Below are 20669 nucleotides of genomic sequence, written 5' to 3' on the forward strand. Positions count from 1 at the left end.
GGGCGCGTTCAGCTGGGACCCCCGGCGGACGTGGACGGCGCCGGGGGCGGCGTCGGGTGGTCCCCGCCGTGGATCTGGTCCACGGCGTGCCGCAGCAGCGGGCCCAGCACGGCGAGTCCGTCCCGTACGCCCCCGGTCGAGCCGGGGAGGTTGACGATCAGGGTGGTGCCCGCGACCCCGGCGAGGCCCCGGGAGAGCGCGGCCGTGGGGACGGCGCCCCGGCCGTGGGCGCGGATGGCCTCGGGGATGCCGGGGACCTGCCGGTCGAGGACGGCGGCCGTGGCCTCCGGGGTGCGGTCGGTGGGCGAGAGGCCGGTGCCGCCGGTGGTGAGGACGACGTCGTACCCGGCGGCCACTCCGGCGCGCAGGGCCGCTTCGACGGGGTCGCCGTCGGGGACGACCCGGGGGCCGTCGACGGCGAAGCCGAGCCCGGCGAGCCCGGCGGCCAGGAGGGGGCCGCCCCGGTCCTCGTAGACACCGGCCGCCGCACGGTTGGAGGCGGTGACGACCAGCGCGCGGGGGGTACGGGCTCCAGCAGGCCGGGAGTCGGTGGCGGAGGCGTCAGGGCTTCCGGGGCTGGCGCTCATGTGCGGCTCCAGTCGCCGGACTTCCCGCCGGTCTTCTCCTCGACCCGTACGTCCGTGATGACGGCGGCCTTGTCGACGGCCTTCACCATGTCCACGACGGTCAGCGCGGCCACCGTGACGGCGGTCAGCGCCTCCATCTCCACCCCGGTGCGGTCGGTGGTCCGTACCGTGGCGGCGATCTCCACGGCGTCGTCGGCGACCACCAGGTCGACCGTGACGCCGGAGAGCGCCAGCGGATGGCAGAGCGGCACCAGCTCGGGCGTGCGTTTGGCGCCCATGATCCCGGCGATCCGCGCGGTCGCCAGCGCGTCGCCCTTGGGAACGCCCTCGCCCCGCAGCAGCTCCACCACCCGGGGGGCGACCAGGACGCGGCCGCTCGCGCGGGCGGTGCGGACGGTGACGTCCTTCCGGGAGACGTCGACCATCCGGGCCGCGCCCGCGTCGTCGATGTGCGTCAGCCTGCCGTCGCTGTTCATCTCGTGGTCGCCGCTCCCGGTCTGACGGTCGGGCCCGCGCGGGCCCAGCTGGGCAGATACGGTACCGCCCCGTGGGCCAGGGTCTTTCTAAGGACCTCCTGGGTCAGCCGAGGAGGATCACCTCCACCTCGGTGCCGGGGTCGACGGAGGTCTCCCGCTCCGGCACCACGATCAGGCAGTCGGCGTGGGCGAGGGCCGCCACCAGATGGGAGCCGGAACCGCCCACCGGGGTGACGGTGGCCGAGGCGGGGTCGTACGCGCCCCGGAGGAACTGGCGCTTCCCGGCCGGCGAACGCAGCGGCCCGTCCGCCTTCAGCACGGCGGGTGTGCTGGGGCGGTGGGGGTCCGTCAGGCCCATGAGGGTGCGGATCGCGGGCCGGACGAACAGCTCGAACGAGACGTACGACGAGACCGGGTTCCCCGGGAGCGCGAGCAGCGGGGTGTGGTCCCGGCCGATGGTGCCAAAGCCCTGCGGTTTGCCGGGCTGCATCGCGAGCGTACGGAAGTCGACCACCCCTCCAACAACACCGCCCACCCCGCCGCCACCGGCCGCCGTCTCGCCGCCGGGGCCGCCGCCGGCTCCGGCCGGGTCGCCCGCCGTCTCCCCGGTGGCGTCGCCGACGACTCCGGCGGTGGTCTCCCCGACGGTGGACAGTGCCTCCTTGACGACGTCGTACGCGCCGACGCTGACCCCGCCGGTGGTGACCAGCAGATCGGCGCGGATCAACTGGTCCTCGATGGTGGCGCGCAGGGTGTCGGCGTCGTCGGTGACGGCGCCGACCCGGTACGCGATGGCTCCTGCGTCCCGCGCGGCGGCGGCGAGGGCGAAGCTGTTCGAGTCGTAGATCTGGCCCTCGCCCAGGGCCTCGCCGGGCTGCACCAGCTCGCTGCCGGTGGAGAGCACGACGACCCGGGGCCGGGGCCGCACCCGCACGGTGGCGCGGCCGATCGCGGCGAGCAGCCCGATCTGCGGCGGCCCGAGGACGGTGCCCCGGGCCAGGGCGAGATCCCCGGCCTGGACATCGCTGCCGCGCGGGCGGACATGGGCGCCCTCGTCGGCGGGCCGGTTGACGCGGACCTCGCCGCTCGCGCCCTCGGGCGCGGCCTGGGCCGGGAGCATTCCGGTGGCCGCCCCGCCACCGGTGCCCCCGTCGGTCCACTCCACGGGGACGACGGCCTCCGCGCCCGGGGGCAGCGGCGCCCCCGTCATGATCCGCGCGGCCTGCCCGGGCCCGACGGTGGGCAGTCCCGCGCCGCCCGCCGCCACATCGCCGACGACGGCGAGCACGGCCGGGAACTCCTCGGTCGCCCCCCGGACATCGGCCACCCGGACCGCGTAACCGTCCATGGAGCTGTTGTCGAACGGGGGCAGGGCCACCGGCACCGTGATGTCCTCGACCAGGACGCAGCCCTGCGCGTCCAGCAGGTGCAGCTCGATCGGGTCGAGTGGCCGGATGGCCGCCAGGATGTCCTCCAGGTGGTCGTCCACCGACCAGATCGCGCTGCTCACCAGGTCACATCTCCTCGGTCACATAGCTGCGGAGCCAGCTCTGGAACTCCGGTCCCAGGTCATCACGTTCGCACGCGAGTCTGACAATCGCCCGCAGATAGTCGCCCCGGTCGCCGGTGTCGTACCGCCGGCCTTTGAAGACGACGCCGTGGACGGGGCCTCCGATGGACTCGTCCGCGACCAGCATCTCCAGGGCGTCGGTCAGCTGGATCTCACCGCCCCGGCCGGGGCCGGTCTGCCGCAGTATCCCGAAGACGGCGGGGTCGAGGACGTAGCGGCCGATGACGGCGAGGTTGCTGGGGGCGTCGGCCGGGTCGGGCTTCTCGACCAGCTGGGTCACCCGGACGACATCGGACTCGCCGGTGGGCGCGACGGCGGCGCAGCCGTAGAGGTGGATCTGCGCGGGGTCGACCTCCATGAGGGCCACGACGCTGCCGCCCTCGCGCTCCTGGATCTCGACCATGCGGGCGAGCAGCGGGTCGCGAGGGTCGATGAGGTCGTCGCCGAGGAGGACGGCGAAGGGCTGGTCGCCGACGTGCGGGGCGGCGCACAGGACGGCGTGGCCGAGGCCGCGCGGGTCGCCCTGGCGGACGTAGTGCATGGTCGCCAGGTCGCTGGACTCCTGGACCTTCTTCAGGCGGCTCTCGTCGCCCTTGCGGGTGAGCGCCTCCTCCAGCTCGTAGTTGCGGTCGAAGTGGTCCTCCAGGGCGCGCTTGTTGCGGCCGGTGACCATGAGGACGTCGGAGAGGCCGGCGGCGACGGCCTCCTCGACGACGTACTGGATCGCGGGTTTGTCGACCACAGGCAGCATCTCCTTGGGAGTCGCCTTGGTGGCCGGGAGGAAGCGCGTTCCGAGGCCGGCGGCGGGAATGACCGCCTTGCTGATCCTGGTGTTCGACTGAGTCATGTCCCGCACAATATCCGGAGATCGGAGCTACGTAACGGGTAAAAGATGATGCTCCGGTTAACTTCGTCCGCAGAGCAGGGGATAAGCGAGGTTTGCGAGCGGTGACACAGAGGGATTTTCCGGATATGCCGTCCGAGGATTTTTCGGACAAGAAGACCGTACGCGCCCAATTCCTTGCCGCTCGTCGGCTGCTGTCCGCACAGGCCGTCGAACAGGCCGCCGCCGACCTCGCCCGGCACGCCCTGGAGCTGCCGGAGCTGGCCGGCGCCGGCACGGTCGCCGCCTATGTCTCCGTCGGCACCGAGCCGGGCACCCGGGCGCTGCTGGACGCGCTGCGCGCGCGGGGCACGCGCGTGCTGCTGCCGGTCCTGCTGCCCGACAACGACCTGGACTGGGGAGAGTACCGGGGCCCCGGCCGGCTGGTAAGAGCGGGGCGGGGACTGCTGGAGCCGGACGGGCCCCGGCTCGGGCCCGACGCCGTCACCACGGCGGACGCGGTGCTCCTGCCGGGGCTCGCGGTGGACCGGCGCGGCCTGCGGCTGGGGCGCGGCGGCGGCTCGTACGACCGGGTCCTCGCCCGGCTGGAGCGGGCCGGCGCCCGGCCGGCGCCGGTGGTGCTCCTGTACGGGTCCGAGGTCGTCGCCCGGGTGCCGGCCGAGGCGCACGACCGGCCGGTGCGGGCGGCGGTCACCCCCGAGGGCGTGCACCGCTTCCCGCCCGACGGCGCCTGACACATTCCGGCCATCCGGCGCCTGACGCTGACCCCGCCCTGCCCGGCGCCCGACGCACGCGTGCCCCCGGAGTCCTGTCTCCGGGGGCACGTGCTCGTACTCGGCGCCGGGTCAGCGCGGGGTCAGCGTCAGCTTGTCGACGGTGTTGGTCTCCACGGCCTTCGGGGTGAAGGACCAGTCGAGCAGTTCGCCGTTGGCCCACTTGTCCGTCTGGTCGGTGTAGTGCGCGCTGTAGGCGTGGCCCGAGGCACCGGACAGGTTGATCCAGTCCGACTTGTCCCAGTCGCCCACGTTGACGACCATCCGCATCGACGGCACCCAGACGACGTCGTACCCGGCGGCCGCGTTCCAGCCGCTGGCGTTGACCGCCGCCTCGCCGCCGCCCAGGTTCCACGGTCCCCGGTTGAGCAGGAACTTCAGGAAGCCGGGGCCCTCGGTGCCGAGGGTCTGGTTCCGCAGCGTCAGCTGGTGCAGCCGGCCCCAGTTCCAGCTGGACATGTCCTTGCCGAGTTCGGCGACCAGCTCCCAGCGGGCGTCCTCCATGGCCCGCGCGAACAGCTCGTCACGGGTGTCGGTCGCCTTCTCCGTGCGCGTCCTGGGCGACTTCCACCACTCGTTCTTCTCGTCCTTGACGATGCCCCGGACCACCTCGAACCAGCGGTCGCCGCCGTCCGGCTGCGCCGAGTCCGCGTCCCGCTCACCGCACTCCAGCTCCGGCTCGACCTGCTCGTCCACGGGGCCGGTGCTGTCCGCCGGGCGGACGAAGAGGCAGTCGTCCTCGACGCGCAGCTCCTTGGGCAGCTTGTTGCCGAAGGACAGCTTGAGGATGTTGCGCCACACGGCGTTGAAGTACGCGGCGGCCGCCGAGTCCGGCTCCTGGGTGTAGTCCCAGGTCTCCAGCAGCTTCTGCGCCTCGCGGACGTGCTTGTCCTTGACGTCGATCTTCAGCAGATAGGGCGTGAGCAGCCGGGCGATCTCGCTGGCGTTGTCCATCTGCATCGTGCGCATGTCCTCGGTGGAGATCTTGCCGCCACCCTTGATCTTGGACTCGATCAGATTGTTGATCCGCTGGCTGCGCGCGCCGTAGCCGTAGTCGGTGGTGATGTGGTGCGGGTACTTCTCCGGGTCCATGACGGCCTGGTTGGCGGTGACGATGTAGCCGCGCTCCGGGTCCTCCTCGTACGGCATCTCGTCGAAGGGGACATAGCCGTCCCAGCCGTACTCCTTGTCCCAGCCGGGCGCGGGGACGGAGCCGTCGCCCTTGGTCCGCTGGGGGATGCGGCCGGGCGCCTGGTAGCCGATCTTGCCCTCGCTGTCGGCGTAGATGAGGTTCTGCGAGGGGACCTCGAACTTCTTGGCCGCCTTGCGGAAGGAGTCGAAGTCGTCGGCGCGGTTGAGCATGAAGACGGCGTCCATGGAGGAGCCGGGCTCCAGCGCGGTCCACTTCAGGGCGACGCCGTAGCCGGTGGCGCGGTCGGGGGCGGAGTTGGAGACGGGGGCCCGCTGGCCGACCTGCTCCAGCTCGGTGCTGCGGTCGGAGACCAGCGGCCCGTTGCGGGTGGAGCGGACGGTGATCGTCCGGCTCTTGCCGCCCGCGACCTGGATGACCTCCTTGCGGCTGGTCAGCTCCTTCTGCTCGTCGCCGACCTGGTAGCTGTTCCCGTTGAGCTTCTCCAGGTAGAGGTCGGTCACGTCGGCGCCGAGGTTGGTGAAGCCCCAGGCGATGTCCTGGTTGTGGCCGATGACGACGCCGGGCATGCCGGAGAAGGTGAAACCGGCGGTCTGGTACTGGCAGTCCTTGGAGACCTTCCGGCAGTGCAGGCCCATCTGGTACCAGAGCGAGGGCAGCTGGGGGGCCAGGTGCGGGTCGTTGGCCAGCAGCGGCTTGCCGGTCGTCGTGTACTTGCCGGAGACGACCCACGAGTTGGAGCCGATGCCGCTGCCGTTGGGGCCGAGGAGCTGGGGGATGGTGTCCAGGGTCTCGGAGAGGGCGGAGAGCTGGGTGTTCAGACCCTGCACGGCGTCCCCGGTGCTTCCGGTGCCTGTGCCTGTGCCGATCCCTGTGCCTGTGCCCGTTCCCGTACCGGTTCCGGTTCCGTTTCCGAAGGTCCCCGTCCCGGTGCCCGTGCCCGTACCCGTCCCCTGGCCGTCGGCGGCGCCCGACGGCTCCGCCTCCGGGTCGAAGGTCCCGGTGAGGGGGTCGATCCCGCCCTGGTCCACGATCGGCTTGTTCCGGTCGGTCGGATAGGCCGGATACAGCTCCTTGATCTGCTTCTGGTCGAGCCGGCTGGTCAGCAGCGAGCGATCGATCTCGTCCTGCATGTTGCCGCGCAGGTCCCAGGCCATCGCCTTGAGCCAGGCCACCGAGTCCACCGGGGTCCAGGGCTCGGGCCGGTAGCCGCTGTCCAGGTCCAGCGCCACGTACTCGACGGAGATCTCCTTCGGGGCCTTGCCGTCGAGATAGGCGTTGACCCCTTCCGCGTACGCCCGCAGGTACTTCTTCGTGGAGTCCGAGAGCTTCTCGTCGTACTCCTTCTGCGCCACCCGCCGCCAGCCGAGGGTGCGCAGGAACGCGTCCGTGTCGACCTGGCTCTCGCCGAACATCTCGGACAGGCGCCCCGCCGTCATATGGCGGCGCACGTCCATCTCGTAGAAACGGTCCTGAGCGTGGACGAAGCCCTGGGCGCGGAACAGGTCCTCGTCGGTGTCGGCGTAGATCTGCGGGATGCCGTAGTCGTCCCGCTTGACCTCGACCTCCCCGCTCAGCCCCGCTATCCGGATCGTGCCGGTGGTCTGCGGGAAGGAAGCACGAACTGCACTTACCCCCCAATAACCGGAATATCCGACACCACCGAGCAGTGCCAGCACCAACAGGATCACAAGGAAGCGGGCGCGTCGCCCCTTCTTCTTCTTGGGGGAAGAGGCGGAAGTGTTGGAGGGCATCGCTGTCCTTCGAGGCGCAGGCTGGTCCAGGAGTGCTGGAGCCAACCATAGGCGCAGCGCCCCACCACCCCTGACGCGGTATCCGGAAGCCGCCCGCCGCAGCGATGCGGAATCCCGCGCATCGGAGCGTCAAGAAAACGTTAAAGATTAGGTAAGGTAACGAAGTGTCGCCGCCCGGATCAGCGATCCGGCACGTAGAGGCGCGAGGGGAAGGATCGGCCACTGACTGTCCAGCAGCTCAACGAACTCCTGCTCAACTGCTCGCTCGTGCTGCTCATCGCCGTCGCGGCGGTACGCGTCTCGTCGCGCAGCGGACTGCCCAGCCTCCTGATCTACCTCGGCATCGGCGTCGCCATCGGGCAGGACGGCATCTTCGACGTCAAGTTCGACAACGCCGAACTGACCCAGGTCATCGGGTACGCGGCCCTGGTCGTCATCCTGGCCGAGGGCGGCCTCGGCACCAAGTGGCAGGAGATCAGACCGGCCCTCCCCGCCGCCGTCGCGCTCTCCACCGCCGGCGTCGCGATCAGCGTGGGCATCACCGCGGCCGCCGCGCACTACCTCGTCGGACTGGAGTGGCGCCAGGCCCTCATCATCGGCGCGGTGGTGTCCTCGACGGACGCGGCGGCGGTCTTCTCCGTGCTGCGGAAGGTGCCGCTCCCGTCCCGGGTGACCGGTGTGCTGGAGGCCGAGTCGGGATTCAACGACGCCCCCGTCGTGATCCTGGTCGTGGCCTTCTCCGCCGCCGGCCCGGTGGACTCGTGGTACGTCCTCGTCGGAACGATCCTGCTGGAGCTGGCGATCGGCGCGGCCATCGGTCTCGCGGCGGGCTTCCTCGGCGCCTTCGGACTGCGGCACGTGGCCCTGCCCGCGTCGGGCCTCTACCCGATCGCGGTCATGGCCATCGCGGTGGCGGCGTACGCGGCCGGCGCCATGGCTCACGGCAGCGGCTTCCTCGCCGTCTACCTCGCCGCCATGGTCCTCGGGAACGCGAAGCTGCCGCACGCCCCCGCCAACCGGGGCTTCGCCGAAGGGCTGGGCTGGATCGCGCAGATCGGGATGTTCGTCCTGCTCGGACTGCTGGTCACCCCGCACGAGCTGGTGGACGACTTCTGGCCGGCGATCATCGTGGGCCTGGTGCTGACGATGGTGGCGCGGCCGGTGTCGGTGCTGCTCAGCCTGGTGCCGTTCAGGATCCCCCGGCGGGAGCAGATCCTGCTCTCCTGGGCCGGGCTGCGCGGCGCCGTCCCCATCATCCTCGCGACCATCCCCATGGTCGGCGGAGTCGCGGACAGCGACCGGATCTTCAACATCGTCTTCGTCCTGGTCGTCGTCTACACCCTGATCCAGGGGCCCACCCTGCCCTGGCTCGCGCGCGCCCTGCGGCTGGGCCCCGGCAGCCCCTCCGACCTGGGTGTGGAGTCGGCACCGCTGGAGCGGCTGCGCGGACATCTGCTCTCGGTCTCGATCCCCGGCGAGTCCCGGATGCACGGGGTCGAGGTCTCGGAGCTGCGGCTGCCGTCCGGGTCCGCCGTCACCCTCGTCGTCCGGGACGGCAAGAGCTTCGTCCCGCTGCCGTCGACCGTGCTGCGGCGGGGCGACGAACTCCTCGTCGTCGCCACCGACCCGGTCCGGGACGCGGCCGAGAAACGGCTCCGGGCCGTCGGCCAGGGCGGCAAACTGGCGGGCTGGCTGGGCACGGGATAGCCCTCCACCGCCCGGTCACCGGCCCCGTCGCGGCCCTGTCCCGGGCCCGTCCCGGGCCCGTGGGCCGGGGATTCCCGGGGCGGGCGGTGGCCGGGCGCCCGCTGTACGATGGGACGACATTTGATCGATCCACCTCTGCCTGACGCAGAGCTGGCGCGACCGTATGGCGGCCGAGCAGTCCCGTTCCCGGACCCGGTATCTACCGCAGTCCCGCGCAAGAGGACAGCTCTCGGCCGCCCCCGCATCCCCGCGGGGGCGGCTACCAGGCGGCAGAAAGGCACGGGCCGTGGCACCCACGGTCTCCGACAGCGCCCGACCCGGGTACGGGCAGCTGCTCCGCACCCCCGGGGCGTGGACCTTCCTCCTCCCCGGCTTCGCCGCCCGGCAGCCCTTCGCCATGCTCACGATCAGCATCGTGCTGCTGGTCCAGCACACCACCGGCTCCTACGGGCAGGCCGGCGCGGTCGCGGCCGCCACCGGCGTCTCCATGGCCCTCTTCGCCCCGCAGAGCGGCAAGCTCGCCGACCGCTTCGGCCAGCGCGCGGTGCTGCTCCCCGGCGTCCTCGTGCACGCCGCCTCCGTCTCGGCGCTGACGGCGCTGGCCCTCGCCGACGCCCCCCTGTGGGCCCTGTTCGCCGCGGCCGTCCCCGCGGGTGCCTCGGTGCCCCAGATAGGCCCCATGGTGCGGGCCCGCTGGGCGGCGCGGCTCGACGGGTCGCCGCTGATGCCGACGGCCGCCGCCTTCGAGTCGGTGACGGACGAGTTCACCTTCGTCGTGGGCCCCGTCCTCGCGACCGCGCTCTGCACCGGGGTGCACCCGGCCGCCGGACTGATCGCCGAGGCCGCGCTGACCCTGGTGGGCGGCCTGCTCTTCGCCGCCCAGAAGCGCACCCAGCCCCCCGTCGTCCGCGCCGCCGCCGGTGACGGCTCCACCCCGCGCGCCTCCGCCCTCTCCATCCCGGGCGTCCGCGTCCTGGTGATCGCCTTCCTCGGCATCGGCTCCGTCTTCGGCGGCATGCAGGTCTCGATCACCGCCTTCACCGAGGAGATCGGCGACCCGGGCGTCAACGGCGTCCTGTACGGGATCTTCGCCGCGGGCAACATGCTCGCCGGCATCGCCTGCGGCGCCATCGCCTGGAAGAAGGGCCCGCTGCACCGCGTGGTGCTCGGTTATGTGGGTCTGACCCTGGCCGCCTCCACTCTGTGGGCCGTCGAATCGGTCGTCCTGCTCGCCGCCCTCGGCCTGCTCGTCGGTCTCTGCATCGCCCCCGCCCTGATCGGCGGCTACACCCTGGTCGAGTCCCTGGTCCCGGCCGGTGCCCGCACCGAGGCGTTCACCTGGCTGACCGGCGCCGTGGCCCTCGGCCAGGCCCTGGCGGTCACCGCGGCCGGTCAGCTCGCCGACACCCGGGGCGCCAGCGCCGGCTTCGTCGTCCCGCTGGTCGGAACGGCGCTGGCCCTGATCACCCTGGTCGCCCTGCGCTCCCGTCTGACGCCCTCCACCGGCCCCACCGGCCCCACCGGGGCCGCCGCCACCGGCCGGATCGCCGCCCGGGGCGCGAGTGGCGTGGATCACCGCTCGCGGGTGACGGTGGACTGAGACCGCGGAATACGTCACTATGGAACGTCGTTAGCACTCATTGAGTGAGAGTGCCAGGAGGAAGACCAGTGCCGACCTATCAGTACCAGTGCACCGAATGCGGCGAGGGCCTTGAAGCGGTGCAGAAGTTCACCGACGATGCCCTGACCGTGTGCCCGAACTGTGACGGACGCCTCAAGAAGGTGTTCTCCGCCGTCGGCATCGTCTTCAAGGGCTCCGGCTTCTACCGCAACGACAGCCGCGGTTCCTCGTCCAGCAGCACCCCCGCTGCCGCGTCGAAGTCGTCCGACACCAAGACCGCGTCGTCCTCGTCGACGGCGCCGTCCTCGGCCTCTTCGTCGTCCACCAGCTCCAGCGGCTCCTCCGGTTCCTCGTCGAGCAGCAGCTCGGCCGCCTGACCCAGGACTCCGCTCCGCCGGACCCCGCCGTCCCTGACGGTGGGGTCCTCGGCGTACCGGGCCCCCTCCGGCCACTCCCGGCCCGGGCCGGGACCGGCGGCGGACCGTCCCTGTCGGGGGCCGGCGGGCCGTCGCTAGGGTGAGCCGCATGGCTGACACGAGAGCAGAGATCGGTGTTATCGGTGGTTCGGGCTTCTACTCCTTCCTGGAGGACGTGACCGAAGTCGCGGTCGACACTCCTTACGGCAGCCCCAGCGACTCGCTGTTCCTCGGTGAGCTGGGCGGCCGGAAGGTCGCCTTCCTGCCCCGCCACGGCCGGAACCACAAGGTGCCCCCGCACCGCATCAACTACCGCGCCAACCTGTGGGCCCTGCGGTCCGTCGGCGTACGGCAGGTGCTGGGCCCCTGCGCCGTGGGCGGCCTGCGCCCGGAGTACGGGCCCGGGACCCTGCTCGTGCCCGACCAGCTCGTGGACCGCACCAAGACCCGGGCGCAGACCTACTTCGACGGCGAGCCCCGGCCCGACGGGACCGTCCCGAACGTGGTGCACGCGACCTTCGCCGACCCCTACTGCCCGGTGGGCCGGAGCGTCGCGATCAAGTCCGCGCGGGACCACGAGTGGGACGCTGTGGACGGCGGCACGATGGTCGTCGTGGAGGGGCCCCGCTTCTCCACCCGCGCCGAGTCCCGCTGGCACGCCGCCGCCGGCTGGTCGGTGGTCGGGATGACCGGCCACCCCGAGGCGGTCCTCGCCCGTGAGCTGGCCCTCTGCTACACCTCGATCGCCCTGGTCACCGATCTGGACGCGGGCACCGAGACCGGTGAAGGCGTCTCGCACACCGAGGTGATGCGGGTCTTCGGCGAGAACGTGGGCCGGCTGCGGAAGGTCCTCTTCGACGCGGTGGCCGGGCTGCCCCGGACCGAGGACCGGGACTGCCTCTGCACCGGCGTCCACGACGGCTGGGACCTGGGCATCGAACTGCCCTGACCCGGACCGGCCGGACCGGCCAGACCCGGACCGGCTGGACCCCGACCGTCCTGCCCCGGACCGGCCGGACCAGCCGGTCCGGCCCGCCGGGGGTGCCGGGAGCGCCGGAAGTACCGGGGGTGCCGGGGGCCGGGCGGCGGATGCGGCCCACCGGGCTCCGGCCGCCGCCGTACCCTGGAGGTATGAACCCCGCCCCCGCCCCCGGCCCGCGAGACGCGAAGCCTTCCCGACAGCGGCCCACCCGGCCGGGAATCGTCTTCGACGATCCGCTGGACCAGCAGTCCTCGGACGACACGGACCGCGGGTGGGGTGAGCGGCCGGCCACGAGCAGCAGCGCCGACGATCTGGCGCGCTTCCTCGACGAGAAGCCGCCCCACCACCTCTGAGCCGGCCCACCCCCTCCGAGCGGCGGACGGCGGTGAGCCGTGTCCGTGCCAGGGCCGCACCGACCGCCGCCAGCAGGTTCAGAACGGCCAGGAGGGTCAGAAGGACTTGCCGGGTGTGCCCGTCCCCGGACCGGAGCCGGTGCCACCGCCGAAGCCCGCACCACCACCGGAGCCGGAACCACCGCGCGACTGGGCGACCAGCGCGTCCCGGATCTCCTTGAGCACCTCCAGCTCGGACAGCTCCACGACTTCCTTCGTGCCTTCCTTCGCCGCGTCCCGGGCGGCCTTGCGCGCCAGGTAGCGGGCCATCGGCAGCACCATCAGGAAGTAGACGACGGCCGCCGTGATCACGAAGGTCAGGATGGCCCCGAGGACGGAACCCCACATGATCTGGATGCCCTCGGCCTGGCCGTTGACCACCCGGCAGGGGCCCTTGAGGCAGGAGCTGTAGGCGTCGAGATTCTGCGTGCCGAAGGCTCCGACCAGGGGGTTGATGACGCCCTTCACGACGGAGTTCACGACTTGGGTGAACGCCGCGCCGATGACGACGGCGACCGCCAGGTCGATCACATTGCCGCGCATCAGGAAGGCTTTGAAGCCTTCCAGGAGGCTGACCTTCTTCTCGCTCACGAGTGAGCCTTTCTTCGCTGGTACGACGGGGAACGGAGCTAAACCCTCCGCAACCTACGGCACCGCGCCGTCGCGCTGTCCACTTCGTACCCGCGAAGAGGTGACAGTCCGGTACTCCTGTACGAAGAAACGCGCCGGTCGTGCGCGGGGAGGTCAGCACACCGTCACCGCCAGCCGGGCGGTGACGCCGGCCGCCGCCAGCGCCGGGGCGAGACGGCGTGGCACGGAGATCGGCACCAGCGCCCCGCCACCCGCCTCGGCCGCGAGGGCCCTCGGCGCCGACGCGACGCGGACGCACGCCGCGACCACGCGGGCCGCCGGCGGCTCCGGCACCCCCGGAGCCGGGTCGGGGGCCGCGATCACATCGACCCGGTCCCCGGGGCGCAGCAGCCGGACCGTCTCCGCGTCCGCGATACGGACCGGGACCGTCACCGTGCGCGCCCCGGCCGCCGCCCGGAAGGACCGGCCGGTCCCGGTGGTGGTGGCCGTGGGTGCGGAGGCCATGGGGCCCTCGCCCGCTCCGGCCGCGCGGTCCCGCAGATCCCCGCCGCCCCGGTCCTGGCCCGCGCGGGGCCCGGAGGCGGTGAGGGCCGCGGCGGTCAGCGCGAGCCCGGCCGCCAGCGCGCGCCGACGCCGCCGCACCGCCCGCTTCAACCGCCGGGCGGCATGCCGGCCCCGCACCCGCCCCCGGGCCGCCCCGGGCACCACCAGCGCCTCCGGCAGGAACACCCGGCCCCGCCCGTGCCGGGGCCTCGGCACACACCGGTGCCGAACGCGGTGTCCCCCCGAGAAAGAGGAGGAAGGAGAGGAGCGGGAGGAGCGGGAGGAATGAGGAAGGGACATCGGCTGGAGCACCACCCATCGTTGAAGTCGCCCAAGAGGCCTGAGAAATCGAAGGGATCGAGGAGGTCAAGGGGGTCGAAGGGATCAAGGAGCACGAAGACCGGCGTACGAAGACCGAAGGATCCGGAGCAGGTCGCCGAGTCCACGATCCGGCATCCGCACCGATCCCGTCGGCGCCTGTGGATCGTCCACCGACTGTGGATAACTTCCTCGCCCGCGCGGGTGATCCTGCGGGCGCTCCCCCTCACCGCCCCGCCCCCGTCCACAACCCTTCTGCTCTGCTGAGCGCATGACCGCCTCAGGAAGTACCGGTCGCCCCGAAGACCACGAGGACCACGAAAACACCAAAGACACCAAAGACACCAAAGACATCTCCAGCACCACCGACAACGACGGCTACGCACCCCTGCGGCGGATGGTGCCCCGGCGGCGCGACGAGCCCCATCGCGCGGCCACCCCGCTGGAACTCTTCTTCGACCTCTGCTTCGTCGTCGCCGTCGCCCAGGCGGGCGCACAGCTCGTCCACGCCCTCGCCGAGGGCCACCCGGCCACCGGCCTCGTCGGATACGGCTTCGTCTTCTTCGGCGTCTGGTGGGCCTGGATGAACTTCACCTGGTTCGCCTCGGCGTACGACTGCGACGACGTCCCCTACCGGATCGCGACCCTGGTGCAGATCGCCGGGGTGCTCGTGTACGCCGCCGGGGTCCCGCGCGCCTTCAACGCGAACGACTGGACGATCGCCGTCATCGGCTACCTGATCATGCGGCTGGCGCTGACGACCCAGTGGCTGCGCGCGGCCGCCGCCGAGCACGGCGAGGCCCGCCGGGTCGCGCTGACCTACGTCACCGGGATCACGCTCTGCCAGGCGGCCTGGGTGGTGCTCCTCTTCGCCCCCGTGTCCGCGCGCCACTGGCTCTTCCCCATCGTGGTGGTGGCCGAGCTGCTGGTGCCCCCGCTGGCCGAGCGGCACCAGGAGACGCCGTGGCACGCCCACCACATCGTGGAGCGGTACGGCCTGTTCACGCTGATCGTGCTGGGCGAGACGATGGCGGCGGCCACGGTCGCCGTCCAGTCGGCGCTGGACGAGCACGACGCCGTCGGCGAGCTGCTGCCACTCGCGGCGGGCGGGCTGCTGATCATCTTTTCGGCGTGGTGGATCTACTTCGCGGTGCCCGCGCACGAGCGGCTGATCTCCAACCGGCAGGCGCTCCCCTGGGGGTACGGGCATGTACTGGTCTTCGGTTCGGCGGCGGCGATCGGCGCGGGCATGGAGGTGGCGGTGGAGCACGCGGTCGGGGTGGCACCCATCTCCGCGCTGGCGGCCGGTTCGGCGGTGACGGTGCCGACGGCGGTCTTCCTGCTGATGGTCTGGCTGCTGCACTCCCGGCACTTCAAACAGGGCGCGGTCCAGCAGGCGCTGCTGCCCCTCGCGGCGGTCGCGGTCCTGCTGTGCGGTCTCGCGGAGGGTGTGACGGTGTTCCCGGAGGGCTGGGCGGTGTTCGCGGCGGGTCTGGTGTCAGCGGCGACCGTGGCTGTCGGAGTGGCCCTCAGCCGCCGCGTGCGACCGGCCGCCACCGCATGACACCGGGGCCGCCCCGGGCCGCCCCGCCCCTCTACCCGGGCGTGGCGCACCCGACACCCGTGATACGCAAGGGGAATGAGTGACAGAACAGGCCAGTTGACCGGAAATGACGCTCTGACGGATGTGGCCGGGCTCCGGGTGGGCCATGCCCGGGTGCCGGGCGGCGGGGCCCTCAGCGGTACGACCGTCGTCCTCGCCCCGGAGGGCGGCGCGATCGCCGCCGTGGACGTCCGGGGCGGCGGTCCCGGCACCCGGGAGACCGACGCGCTGGATCCGCGCAATCTGGTGCAGCGCGTCGACGCCGTGGTGCTGACCGGCGGCAGCGCGTACGGGCTGGACGCCGCGTCCGGCGTGATGGCCTGGCTGGAGAAGCGGGGCCGGGGCGTGCCGGTGGGCAGCCCCGGGCAGGTCGTCCCGGTGGTCCCCGCCGCCTGCCTCTTCGATCTGGGGCGCGGGGGCGACTGGCGGGCCCGTCCGGGCGCCGCCACCGGGCGGGCCGCCGTCGAGACCGCCGCCCGTACCCCCGTCGGCGCCCCGGTGCCGACCGGCTGCGTCGGCGCGGGCACGGGCGCGGTCGCTGGCGGGATGAAGGGCGGCGTGGGGACGGCTTCCGTGCGGCTGCCGTCCGGGGTCACCGTCGGGGCGCTGGTCGTCGTCAACGCGGTGGGGGACGCGGTCGACCCTCGGACCGGGGTCCCGTACGGGCGGTATTTCGAGGGCCCGGTGACCCCGCCGGCGCCCGAGGTGCACGCGGAGGCGCAGCGACGGCTGGCCGCCGCCCGCGCGTCGAGCGGCCCGCCCCCGCTGAACACGACGCTCGCGGTGGTCGGCACCGACGCGGAACTGACCCGGGCACAGGCGCAGAAGCTCGCGGGGACGGCGCACGACGGCATCGCGCGCGCCGTCCGCCCGGTGCACCTCCTCAGCGACGGCGACACGGTCTTCGCGCTCGCCACCGGGACGGTCCCGCTGACCCCCGCCGGAGCCCCCGCCGGCCCCCTCGCGCTCAATGATGTGCTGGCAGCGGGCGCGGACTGTGTTTCCCGGGCCGTCGTCGGGGCCATGCTCGCGGCAGAGGGATTCAGCGGACCGGGCGGGGTCTTCCCGTCCTATCGGGAGTTGTACGACATCAACTGATCCACGACTTATGGGCGTTGCCCCGGACCGGGGAACTTCACAAAGACTTGCCTCGTTTTCCGGAACGACTGGACGCGGTGTCAGACCGAGAGGCTACTTTTAGCAATCATCGAGTTACTTGTGGCGACTGCCTGGAGACCCACGTGAACGATCCGTACGAGACGACCGAGACTCACCTCAAACGGCTCCTGGGCCGGGCGCTCAACTCGTTCGAGCTGCCCGACAGCGTCGTGGAGCGCCTCGACTCGGCGCTGGCACACGCGAGTTCACTGCACTCGTCGCACCACAGCGGCACCCTGGACCGGGCCACCTACAGGCACGCCTTCCTGCTGAGCGACGGCAGCCCGCTGGTCCTGTGGGAGCTGGTCCACAGCAGCGGCGCCGACGTCCCCGAGCAGCACGAGCTGTACACGGAGGAGGCGGAGGTCCGGCTCGCCGCCTCCCGGCTGCCCGCCGGTTTCCCGGGCTTCGCCGACTGCGGTGACGCGGCCGACTCCCACGGCACGAGGGGCTTCGGGGACCCGGTCGAGCCGAGCCAGCCCTTCGGCCATCCCTTCGGCCGCCCGGCGCGGGCCCCGGCCGGTCCGGACGAGCCACCGCAGCGGGACCGCCTGGGATCCGGCGGCGGGTTCGGGTCCGACGTCGACGCGGATTTCGCGCTGCTCGCCGGGCTGATGTCCGCCCCTCCGGCCGCGCTGCCCCGGATGTACGTCCCGGACAACTCGGCGGACCACGGCCGCCGGGTGCTCCGCCGCGCGGAGAACGCGGACCGCCCCGGCGCGGAGACGGCGGCGCTGCTGCGGTCGGCCTTCGCCCACCACATCACCCAGGTCTTCGCCCGGCAGTGCCAGGTGGCGGGCAAGGACGCCGGTTTCACCCTCTACGAGCACGCCTTCCTGCTGCTGGACGGCACCGAGCTGAGCCTGTGGGAGGTGGAGCACACGGCCACCCCGGACGGCCGCCACATGTGCGAGGTGTACGAGGCGGAGCACACCGCTCGGGAGGCGATGGAGCTGCGCGCCCGGGTCCGCTGAGCCGTCCCGTACCCACCGCTGTCCCCGTACCCGCACCTGTAGCCGTATCTGTAGCTGTAGCGCCACCCCCCACGCTCCACCCCCGGCGTGCCGTGAGCCCCGGCACCGCCCGCAGCACCCCGCAGCACCGCCGTACCCGGCATCACCGCAGAACCCGGCACCACAGCGCATCACAGCGCATCACAGCGCACCACAGCGAGAGACTGCCCCGAGACCACCCCGGGGCCGCCCCCGCCGCCCCTGCTCAGTGGCTGAGCACCGGCTCGCGCTCCTTCACCGTGCCGCCGCCGTCCGGATCATCGCCGTCCCGGCTGCCGCCGTCCGGGCCATCGTCGTCCGCCCCGCCGCCTTCAAGATGCTGCTTCGGCTTCGCGGGCAGCAGGAACATCAGCGCGAAGATCAGACCCAGCACCCCGGCGACCCATCCCAGGGAGTTCTGGAAGCCCTCCCCGAAGGCCGAGCCGACCATCTGCCGCATCACATCGGGATCCCCCTGGGGAGCGCCCGAAGAGCCCGGGTCGGCGCTGCCGTGGCCCGAGATGCCGTCGCCGACACCGCCGGGCATCGCCCCGAAGAAGACGACCGCCACCAGGCCGAGCCCCAGCGCGGTGCCCGTCTGCTGGACCGTGCTGAGCAGGCCCGACGCCGAGCCGGCGTGTTCCCTGGGCACCTCGGAGAGGATCGCGTCGGTCAGCGGCGCCACGATCAGCCCCATGCCGACGCCCATCACGACGAGGGCGGGCATCATCCGCCAGGGGCTCATGTCCGGGCCGTAGTGGTCGGAGGCCCAGAGGAAGAACAGCACGCCCACGGCCATCGCCAGCGCCCCGGCCTGGAGCACCTTCCGGCCGAACCGGGGGACCAGCTTCTGCACGGACATACCGGCGGCGACGGAGACCGCGATCGAGAACGGCACACCCGTCAGACCGGCCTTCAGGGCGCCCCAGCCGAGTCCTATCTGCATGTAGAGCGTCCACACCAGGAAGAAGACACCCATGACGACGCCCATGGTGAGCTGGACGGCGATACCGGCGGCGAAGCTGCGCACCCGGAACAGCGACAGCTCCACCAGCGGGGAGCCGTCCTTGCGGGTCTTGTACCGCTCGTACGCCACGAAGGCGGCGAGCACCACCGGGCTCGCGAGCATGGAGACATGGCCCCACAGCGGCCAGTCCAGCTCCCGGCCCCGGGTCAGGGGGTAGATCAGCATCAGCAGCGCGGCGGTGACCAGGACGACGCCGACCAGGTCGAGCCGGAGCGCCTTGGGCGCGCGGGACTCGGTGATGTAGATCCGGCCCAGGATCACGCCCGCGATGCCGACCGGCAGGTTGATCAGGAAGATCGGCCGCCATTCGAGACCGAAGAGGTTCCACTCGGTGAGCAGCGCCCCGAGCAGCGGTCCGGAGACCGCGCCGAGGCCGACGATCGCGCCGAAGAGGCCGAAGACCTTCCCGCGCTCATGGGCGGGGAACGTGGTGTGCACGATGGCCAGCACCTGCGGCACCATCATCGCGGCCATGGCGCCCTGGAGGATCCGGGAGCCGACGAGCATCTCGGTGCTCAGGGCGAAGCCGCAGAGCGCGGAGGCGATGGTGAAGCCGGTGATGCCGATGAGGAAGAGCCGCTTGCGGCCGTAGATGTCGCCGAGCCGCCCGCCGGTGATCAGGCCGGCCGCGAAGGCGAGGGCGTATCCGGCGGTGATCCACTGGATGGCCCCGAAGGAGGCGCCGAGGTCGCGTTCGATGGCGGGGATCGCGATGTTCACGATGGTGACGTCGACCAGGTCCATGAAGGCGGCGGTCATCACGATCGCGAGGGCTATCCAGCGGCGGCGGTCCTGCTCCGTACCGGCAGCACCCGGAGCGCCGACGGCAGCCGGAGCACGGGTGGCCCCCGGAGCGCCGGTGGTTCCCGGAGCGGCCCCGGCTTCGGTAGTGGCGGGGCTCGGGGCGGCGGCCCCGGACGGCTGCGCGGGAACCGTCGGTGTCGCGGGCTTGGCGGGTGTCGCGGGCGTTGCCTGTTCTCCCAGGGGTGCGGTGGTGTTCGGTGAAGGCGGCGGGCCGCCGTCGGCGTGGTGCTCTGAACTCATACCCCGACAGTAGGAGGCATCTAGGCCAGTCCGCGTCCTCTTTTGACGGCATCCTGTGCGCATGACGGACACTCCGGCGAGACTTCTGAACCTTCTCTCCCTGCTCCAGACCCCGCGCGAGTGGCCGGGCAGCGAACTGGCCCGGCGGTTGGAGGTGAGCCCCCGGACGATCCGCCGGGACATCGACCGGCTGCGTGACCTGGGCTATCCCGTCGAGGCCACCCGGGGCGCGATCGGCGGGTACCGCCTGGTCGCGGGCTCGGCGATGCCACCGCTGACCCTGGACGACGAGGAGGCGGTGGCGATCGCCGTGGGGCTGCGGGCGGGCGCCGGACATGCGATCGAGGGCGTCGAGGAGGCGTCCGTCCGGGCGCTGGCCAAGCTGGAACAGGTGCTGCCGCCCCGGCTGCGGCACCGGGTCTCCGTGCTCCAAGCGGCGACGGTCCCCCTGACCAGGGGCGACGGGGCGACGATCGACCCGTCCACCCTGACGACGATCGCGGGCGCCATCGGCAACCAGGAGCGGCTGCGCTTCGGCTACCGGGCGGGGGACGGCACCCGGACCAGACGGCGGGTCGAGCCGTACCACCTGGTGTCGGCGGGGAACCGGTGGTACCTCGTGGCGTACGACATGGAGCGCTCGGACTGGCGGACCTTCCGGGTGGACCGGCTGTCGGAGCCCTTCCCCACGGGGGAGCGCTTCCCGGCCCGGGAGCTGCCGGAGGGCGATGTCGAGAAGATGCTCGGGCACACGGTGGTGCCCCGCCAGGAGCACGACGTGGAAGTCGAGTTCGACGCTCCGGCGGAGCGGGTGGCGGCCCGGCTGCCGCGCTCGTTCCCCGCGCCGGAGCCCCGGGGGGACTCGGCCTGCCGGCTGCGGATGCGGTCGACGGACACCCCGGAGTGGCTGGCGATGCGGCTGGCGCTGGCGGACTGCGAGTTCCGGGTGGTCCGCCCCGAGTCGCTGATCACCCACGTGGGCGCGGTGGCGGCCCGGCTGGCCCGCGCGGCGGGCCTGACCGCGCCGGGAACCGGGACCGGGACCGGAACCGGGACCACGCCGGGAGCCAGGCCACAGCAGCCACAGCAGGGCTGAGCGACCGACCGACCCGCCGCCCGAT

Annotated in this window: 18 protein-coding genes; 10 read left to right on the forward strand and 8 right to left on the reverse strand. The window is 72.4% G+C overall.

Annotated features, from left to right (window positions below; translation table 11 throughout):
• Positions 1–8: 8 nt before the first annotated feature.
• The 4 genes from SYYSPA8_RS34645 to galU form a co-directional block, all read right to left on the reverse strand.
• Entirely contained in the window at positions 9–587 is a 579-nt protein-coding gene (locus tag SYYSPA8_RS34645; RefSeq protein ID WP_323451413.1) for a MogA/MoaB family molybdenum cofactor biosynthesis protein, read from the reverse strand.
• Positions 584–1063: a cyclic pyranopterin monophosphate synthase MoaC gene (moaC, locus tag SYYSPA8_RS34650; protein WP_323451414.1), complete on the reverse strand. Its 480-nt coding sequence runs from the start codon at positions 1061–1063 to the stop codon at positions 584–586. Before moaC ends, SYYSPA8_RS34645 begins: the two co-directional genes overlap by 4 nt.
• Positions 1064–1166: 103 nt before the next feature.
• Entirely contained in the window at positions 1167–2573 is a 1407-nt protein-coding gene (locus SYYSPA8_RS34655) for a molybdopterin molybdotransferase MoeA (protein ID WP_323451415.1), read from the reverse strand.
• 4 nt (positions 2574–2577) lie between these two features.
• A complete protein-coding gene (galU, locus tag SYYSPA8_RS34660; RefSeq protein ID WP_323451416.1) occupies positions 2578–3480 on the reverse strand; it encodes a UTP--glucose-1-phosphate uridylyltransferase GalU in 903 nt (300 codons plus the stop codon).
• A 125-nt stretch (positions 3481–3605) separates the two neighbouring features.
• Here galU and SYYSPA8_RS34665 point away from each other — a divergent pair, with 125 nt between their 5' ends.
• Positions 3606–4211, forward strand: a complete 606-nt coding sequence (locus SYYSPA8_RS34665) for a 5-formyltetrahydrofolate cyclo-ligase (protein ID WP_323451417.1) — start codon at positions 3606–3608, stop codon at positions 4209–4211.
• A gap of 111 nt (positions 4212–4322) precedes the next feature.
• Here the strand turns inward: SYYSPA8_RS34665 and SYYSPA8_RS34670 are convergent, their stop codons facing one another.
• Positions 4323–7154: a penicillin acylase family protein gene (locus tag SYYSPA8_RS34670; RefSeq protein WP_323451418.1), complete on the reverse strand. Its 2832-nt coding sequence runs from the start codon at positions 7152–7154 to the stop codon at positions 4323–4325.
• A gap of 267 nt (positions 7155–7421) precedes the next feature.
• On the opposite strand from SYYSPA8_RS34670, the gene SYYSPA8_RS34675 reads away from it, so the two are divergent.
• The 5 genes from SYYSPA8_RS34675 to SYYSPA8_RS34695 all read left to right on the forward strand — a co-directional run bounded on the left by SYYSPA8_RS34675 (position 7422) and on the right by SYYSPA8_RS34695 (position 12233).
• Positions 7422–8861 carry a potassium/proton antiporter gene (locus SYYSPA8_RS34675; RefSeq protein ID WP_323451419.1) on the forward strand — a complete coding sequence of 480 codons (1440 nt, stop codon included), beginning with the start codon at positions 7422–7424 and terminating at the stop codon, positions 8859–8861.
• Positions 8862–9147: 286 nt separating this feature from the next.
• Complete coding sequence (locus tag SYYSPA8_RS34680; protein ID WP_323451420.1) at positions 9148–10461, forward strand: MFS transporter; 1314 nt, start codon at positions 9148–9150, stop codon at positions 10459–10461.
• 68 nt (positions 10462–10529) lie between these two features.
• Positions 10530–10859, forward strand: a complete 330-nt coding sequence (locus SYYSPA8_RS34685; protein ID WP_323451421.1) for an FmdB family zinc ribbon protein — start codon at positions 10530–10532, stop codon at positions 10857–10859.
• Positions 10860–11007: 148 nt separating this feature from the next.
• Positions 11008–11847, forward strand: coding sequence for an S-methyl-5'-thioadenosine phosphorylase (locus SYYSPA8_RS34690; RefSeq protein WP_323451422.1), 840 nt, complete (start codon positions 11008–11010; stop codon positions 11845–11847).
• 182 nt (positions 11848–12029) lie between these two features.
• Entirely contained in the window at positions 12030–12233 is a 204-nt protein-coding gene (locus SYYSPA8_RS34695; protein ID WP_323451423.1) for a hypothetical protein, read from the forward strand.
• A gap of 96 nt (positions 12234–12329) precedes the next feature.
• Here SYYSPA8_RS34695 and mscL read toward each other — a convergent pair whose 3' ends face one another.
• A complete protein-coding gene (mscL, locus tag SYYSPA8_RS34700; RefSeq protein WP_323451424.1) occupies positions 12330–12863 on the reverse strand; it encodes a large conductance mechanosensitive channel protein MscL in 534 nt (177 codons plus the stop codon).
• A gap of 153 nt (positions 12864–13016) precedes the next feature.
• Positions 13017–13592, reverse strand: a complete 576-nt coding sequence (locus SYYSPA8_RS34705) for a hypothetical protein (protein ID WP_323451425.1) — start codon at positions 13590–13592, stop codon at positions 13017–13019.
• Positions 13593–14121: 529 nt separating this feature from the next.
• Here SYYSPA8_RS34705 and SYYSPA8_RS34710 point away from each other — a divergent pair.
• From SYYSPA8_RS34710 to SYYSPA8_RS34720, 3 genes are all read left to right on the forward strand, one after another.
• Positions 14122–15288, forward strand: a complete 1167-nt coding sequence (locus SYYSPA8_RS34710) for a low temperature requirement protein A (RefSeq protein ID WP_407706154.1) — start codon at positions 14122–14124, stop codon at positions 15286–15288.
• A gap of 75 nt (positions 15289–15363) precedes the next feature.
• Positions 15364–16425: a P1 family peptidase gene (locus SYYSPA8_RS34715; protein ID WP_323451427.1), complete on the forward strand. Its 1062-nt coding sequence runs from the start codon at positions 15364–15366 to the stop codon at positions 16423–16425.
• A gap of 143 nt (positions 16426–16568) precedes the next feature.
• Complete coding sequence (locus SYYSPA8_RS34720; RefSeq protein ID WP_323451428.1) at positions 16569–17459, forward strand: DUF6227 family protein; 891 nt, start codon at positions 16569–16571, stop codon at positions 17457–17459.
• 244 nt (positions 17460–17703) lie between these two features.
• Here the strand turns inward: SYYSPA8_RS34720 and SYYSPA8_RS34725 are convergent, their stop codons facing one another.
• Entirely contained in the window at positions 17704–19263 is a 1560-nt protein-coding gene (locus tag SYYSPA8_RS34725) for an MFS transporter (RefSeq protein WP_323451463.1), read from the reverse strand.
• Positions 19264–19609: 346 nt separating this feature from the next.
• Here SYYSPA8_RS34725 and SYYSPA8_RS34730 point away from each other — a divergent pair, with 346 nt between their 5' ends.
• Complete coding sequence (locus tag SYYSPA8_RS34730) at positions 19610–20644, forward strand: helix-turn-helix transcriptional regulator (protein ID WP_323451429.1); 1035 nt, start codon at positions 19610–19612, stop codon at positions 20642–20644.
• Positions 20645–20669: the final 25 nt, after the last annotated feature.

The organism is Streptomyces yaizuensis (assembly GCF_034961445.1).
GTDB classification, from domain to species: Bacteria; Actinomycetota; Actinomycetes; order Streptomycetales; family Streptomycetaceae; genus Streptomyces; species Streptomyces yaizuensis.

Excerpts from the sequence above, each read along its gene's own strand:
- SYYSPA8_RS34645 (WP_323451413.1), bottom strand. The coding sequence starts at position 587 with ATGAGCGCCAGCCCCGGAAGCCCTGACGCCTCCGCCACCGACTCCCGG.
- moaC (WP_323451414.1), bottom strand. The coding sequence starts at position 1,063 with ATGAACAGCGACGGCAGGCTGACGCACATCGACGACGCGGGCGCGGCC.
- galU (WP_323451416.1), bottom strand. The coding sequence starts at position 3,480 with ATGACTCAGTCGAACACCAGGATCAGCAAGGCGGTCATTCCCGCCGCC.
- SYYSPA8_RS34665 (WP_323451417.1), top strand. The coding sequence starts at position 3,606 with ATGCCGTCCGAGGATTTTTCGGACAAGAAGACCGTACGCGCCCAATTC.
- SYYSPA8_RS34670 (WP_323451418.1), bottom strand. The coding sequence starts at position 7,154 with ATGCCCTCCAACACTTCCGCCTCTTCCCCCAAGAAGAAGAAGGGGCGA.
- SYYSPA8_RS34690 (WP_323451422.1), top strand. The coding sequence starts at position 11,008 with ATGGCTGACACGAGAGCAGAGATCGGTGTTATCGGTGGTTCGGGCTTC.
- SYYSPA8_RS34695 (WP_323451423.1), top strand. The coding sequence starts at position 12,030 with ATGAACCCCGCCCCCGCCCCCGGCCCGCGAGACGCGAAGCCTTCCCGA.
- SYYSPA8_RS34710 (WP_407706154.1), top strand. The coding sequence starts at position 14,122 with ATGGTGCCCCGGCGGCGCGACGAGCCCCATCGCGCGGCCACCCCGCTG.
- SYYSPA8_RS34715 (WP_323451427.1), top strand. The coding sequence starts at position 15,364 with ATGAGTGACAGAACAGGCCAGTTGACCGGAAATGACGCTCTGACGGAT.
- SYYSPA8_RS34725 (WP_323451463.1), bottom strand. The coding sequence starts at position 19,263 with ATGACCGCCGCCTTCATGGACCTGGTCGACGTCACCATCGTGAACATC.
- SYYSPA8_RS34730 (WP_323451429.1), top strand. The coding sequence starts at position 19,610 with ATGACGGACACTCCGGCGAGACTTCTGAACCTTCTCTCCCTGCTCCAG.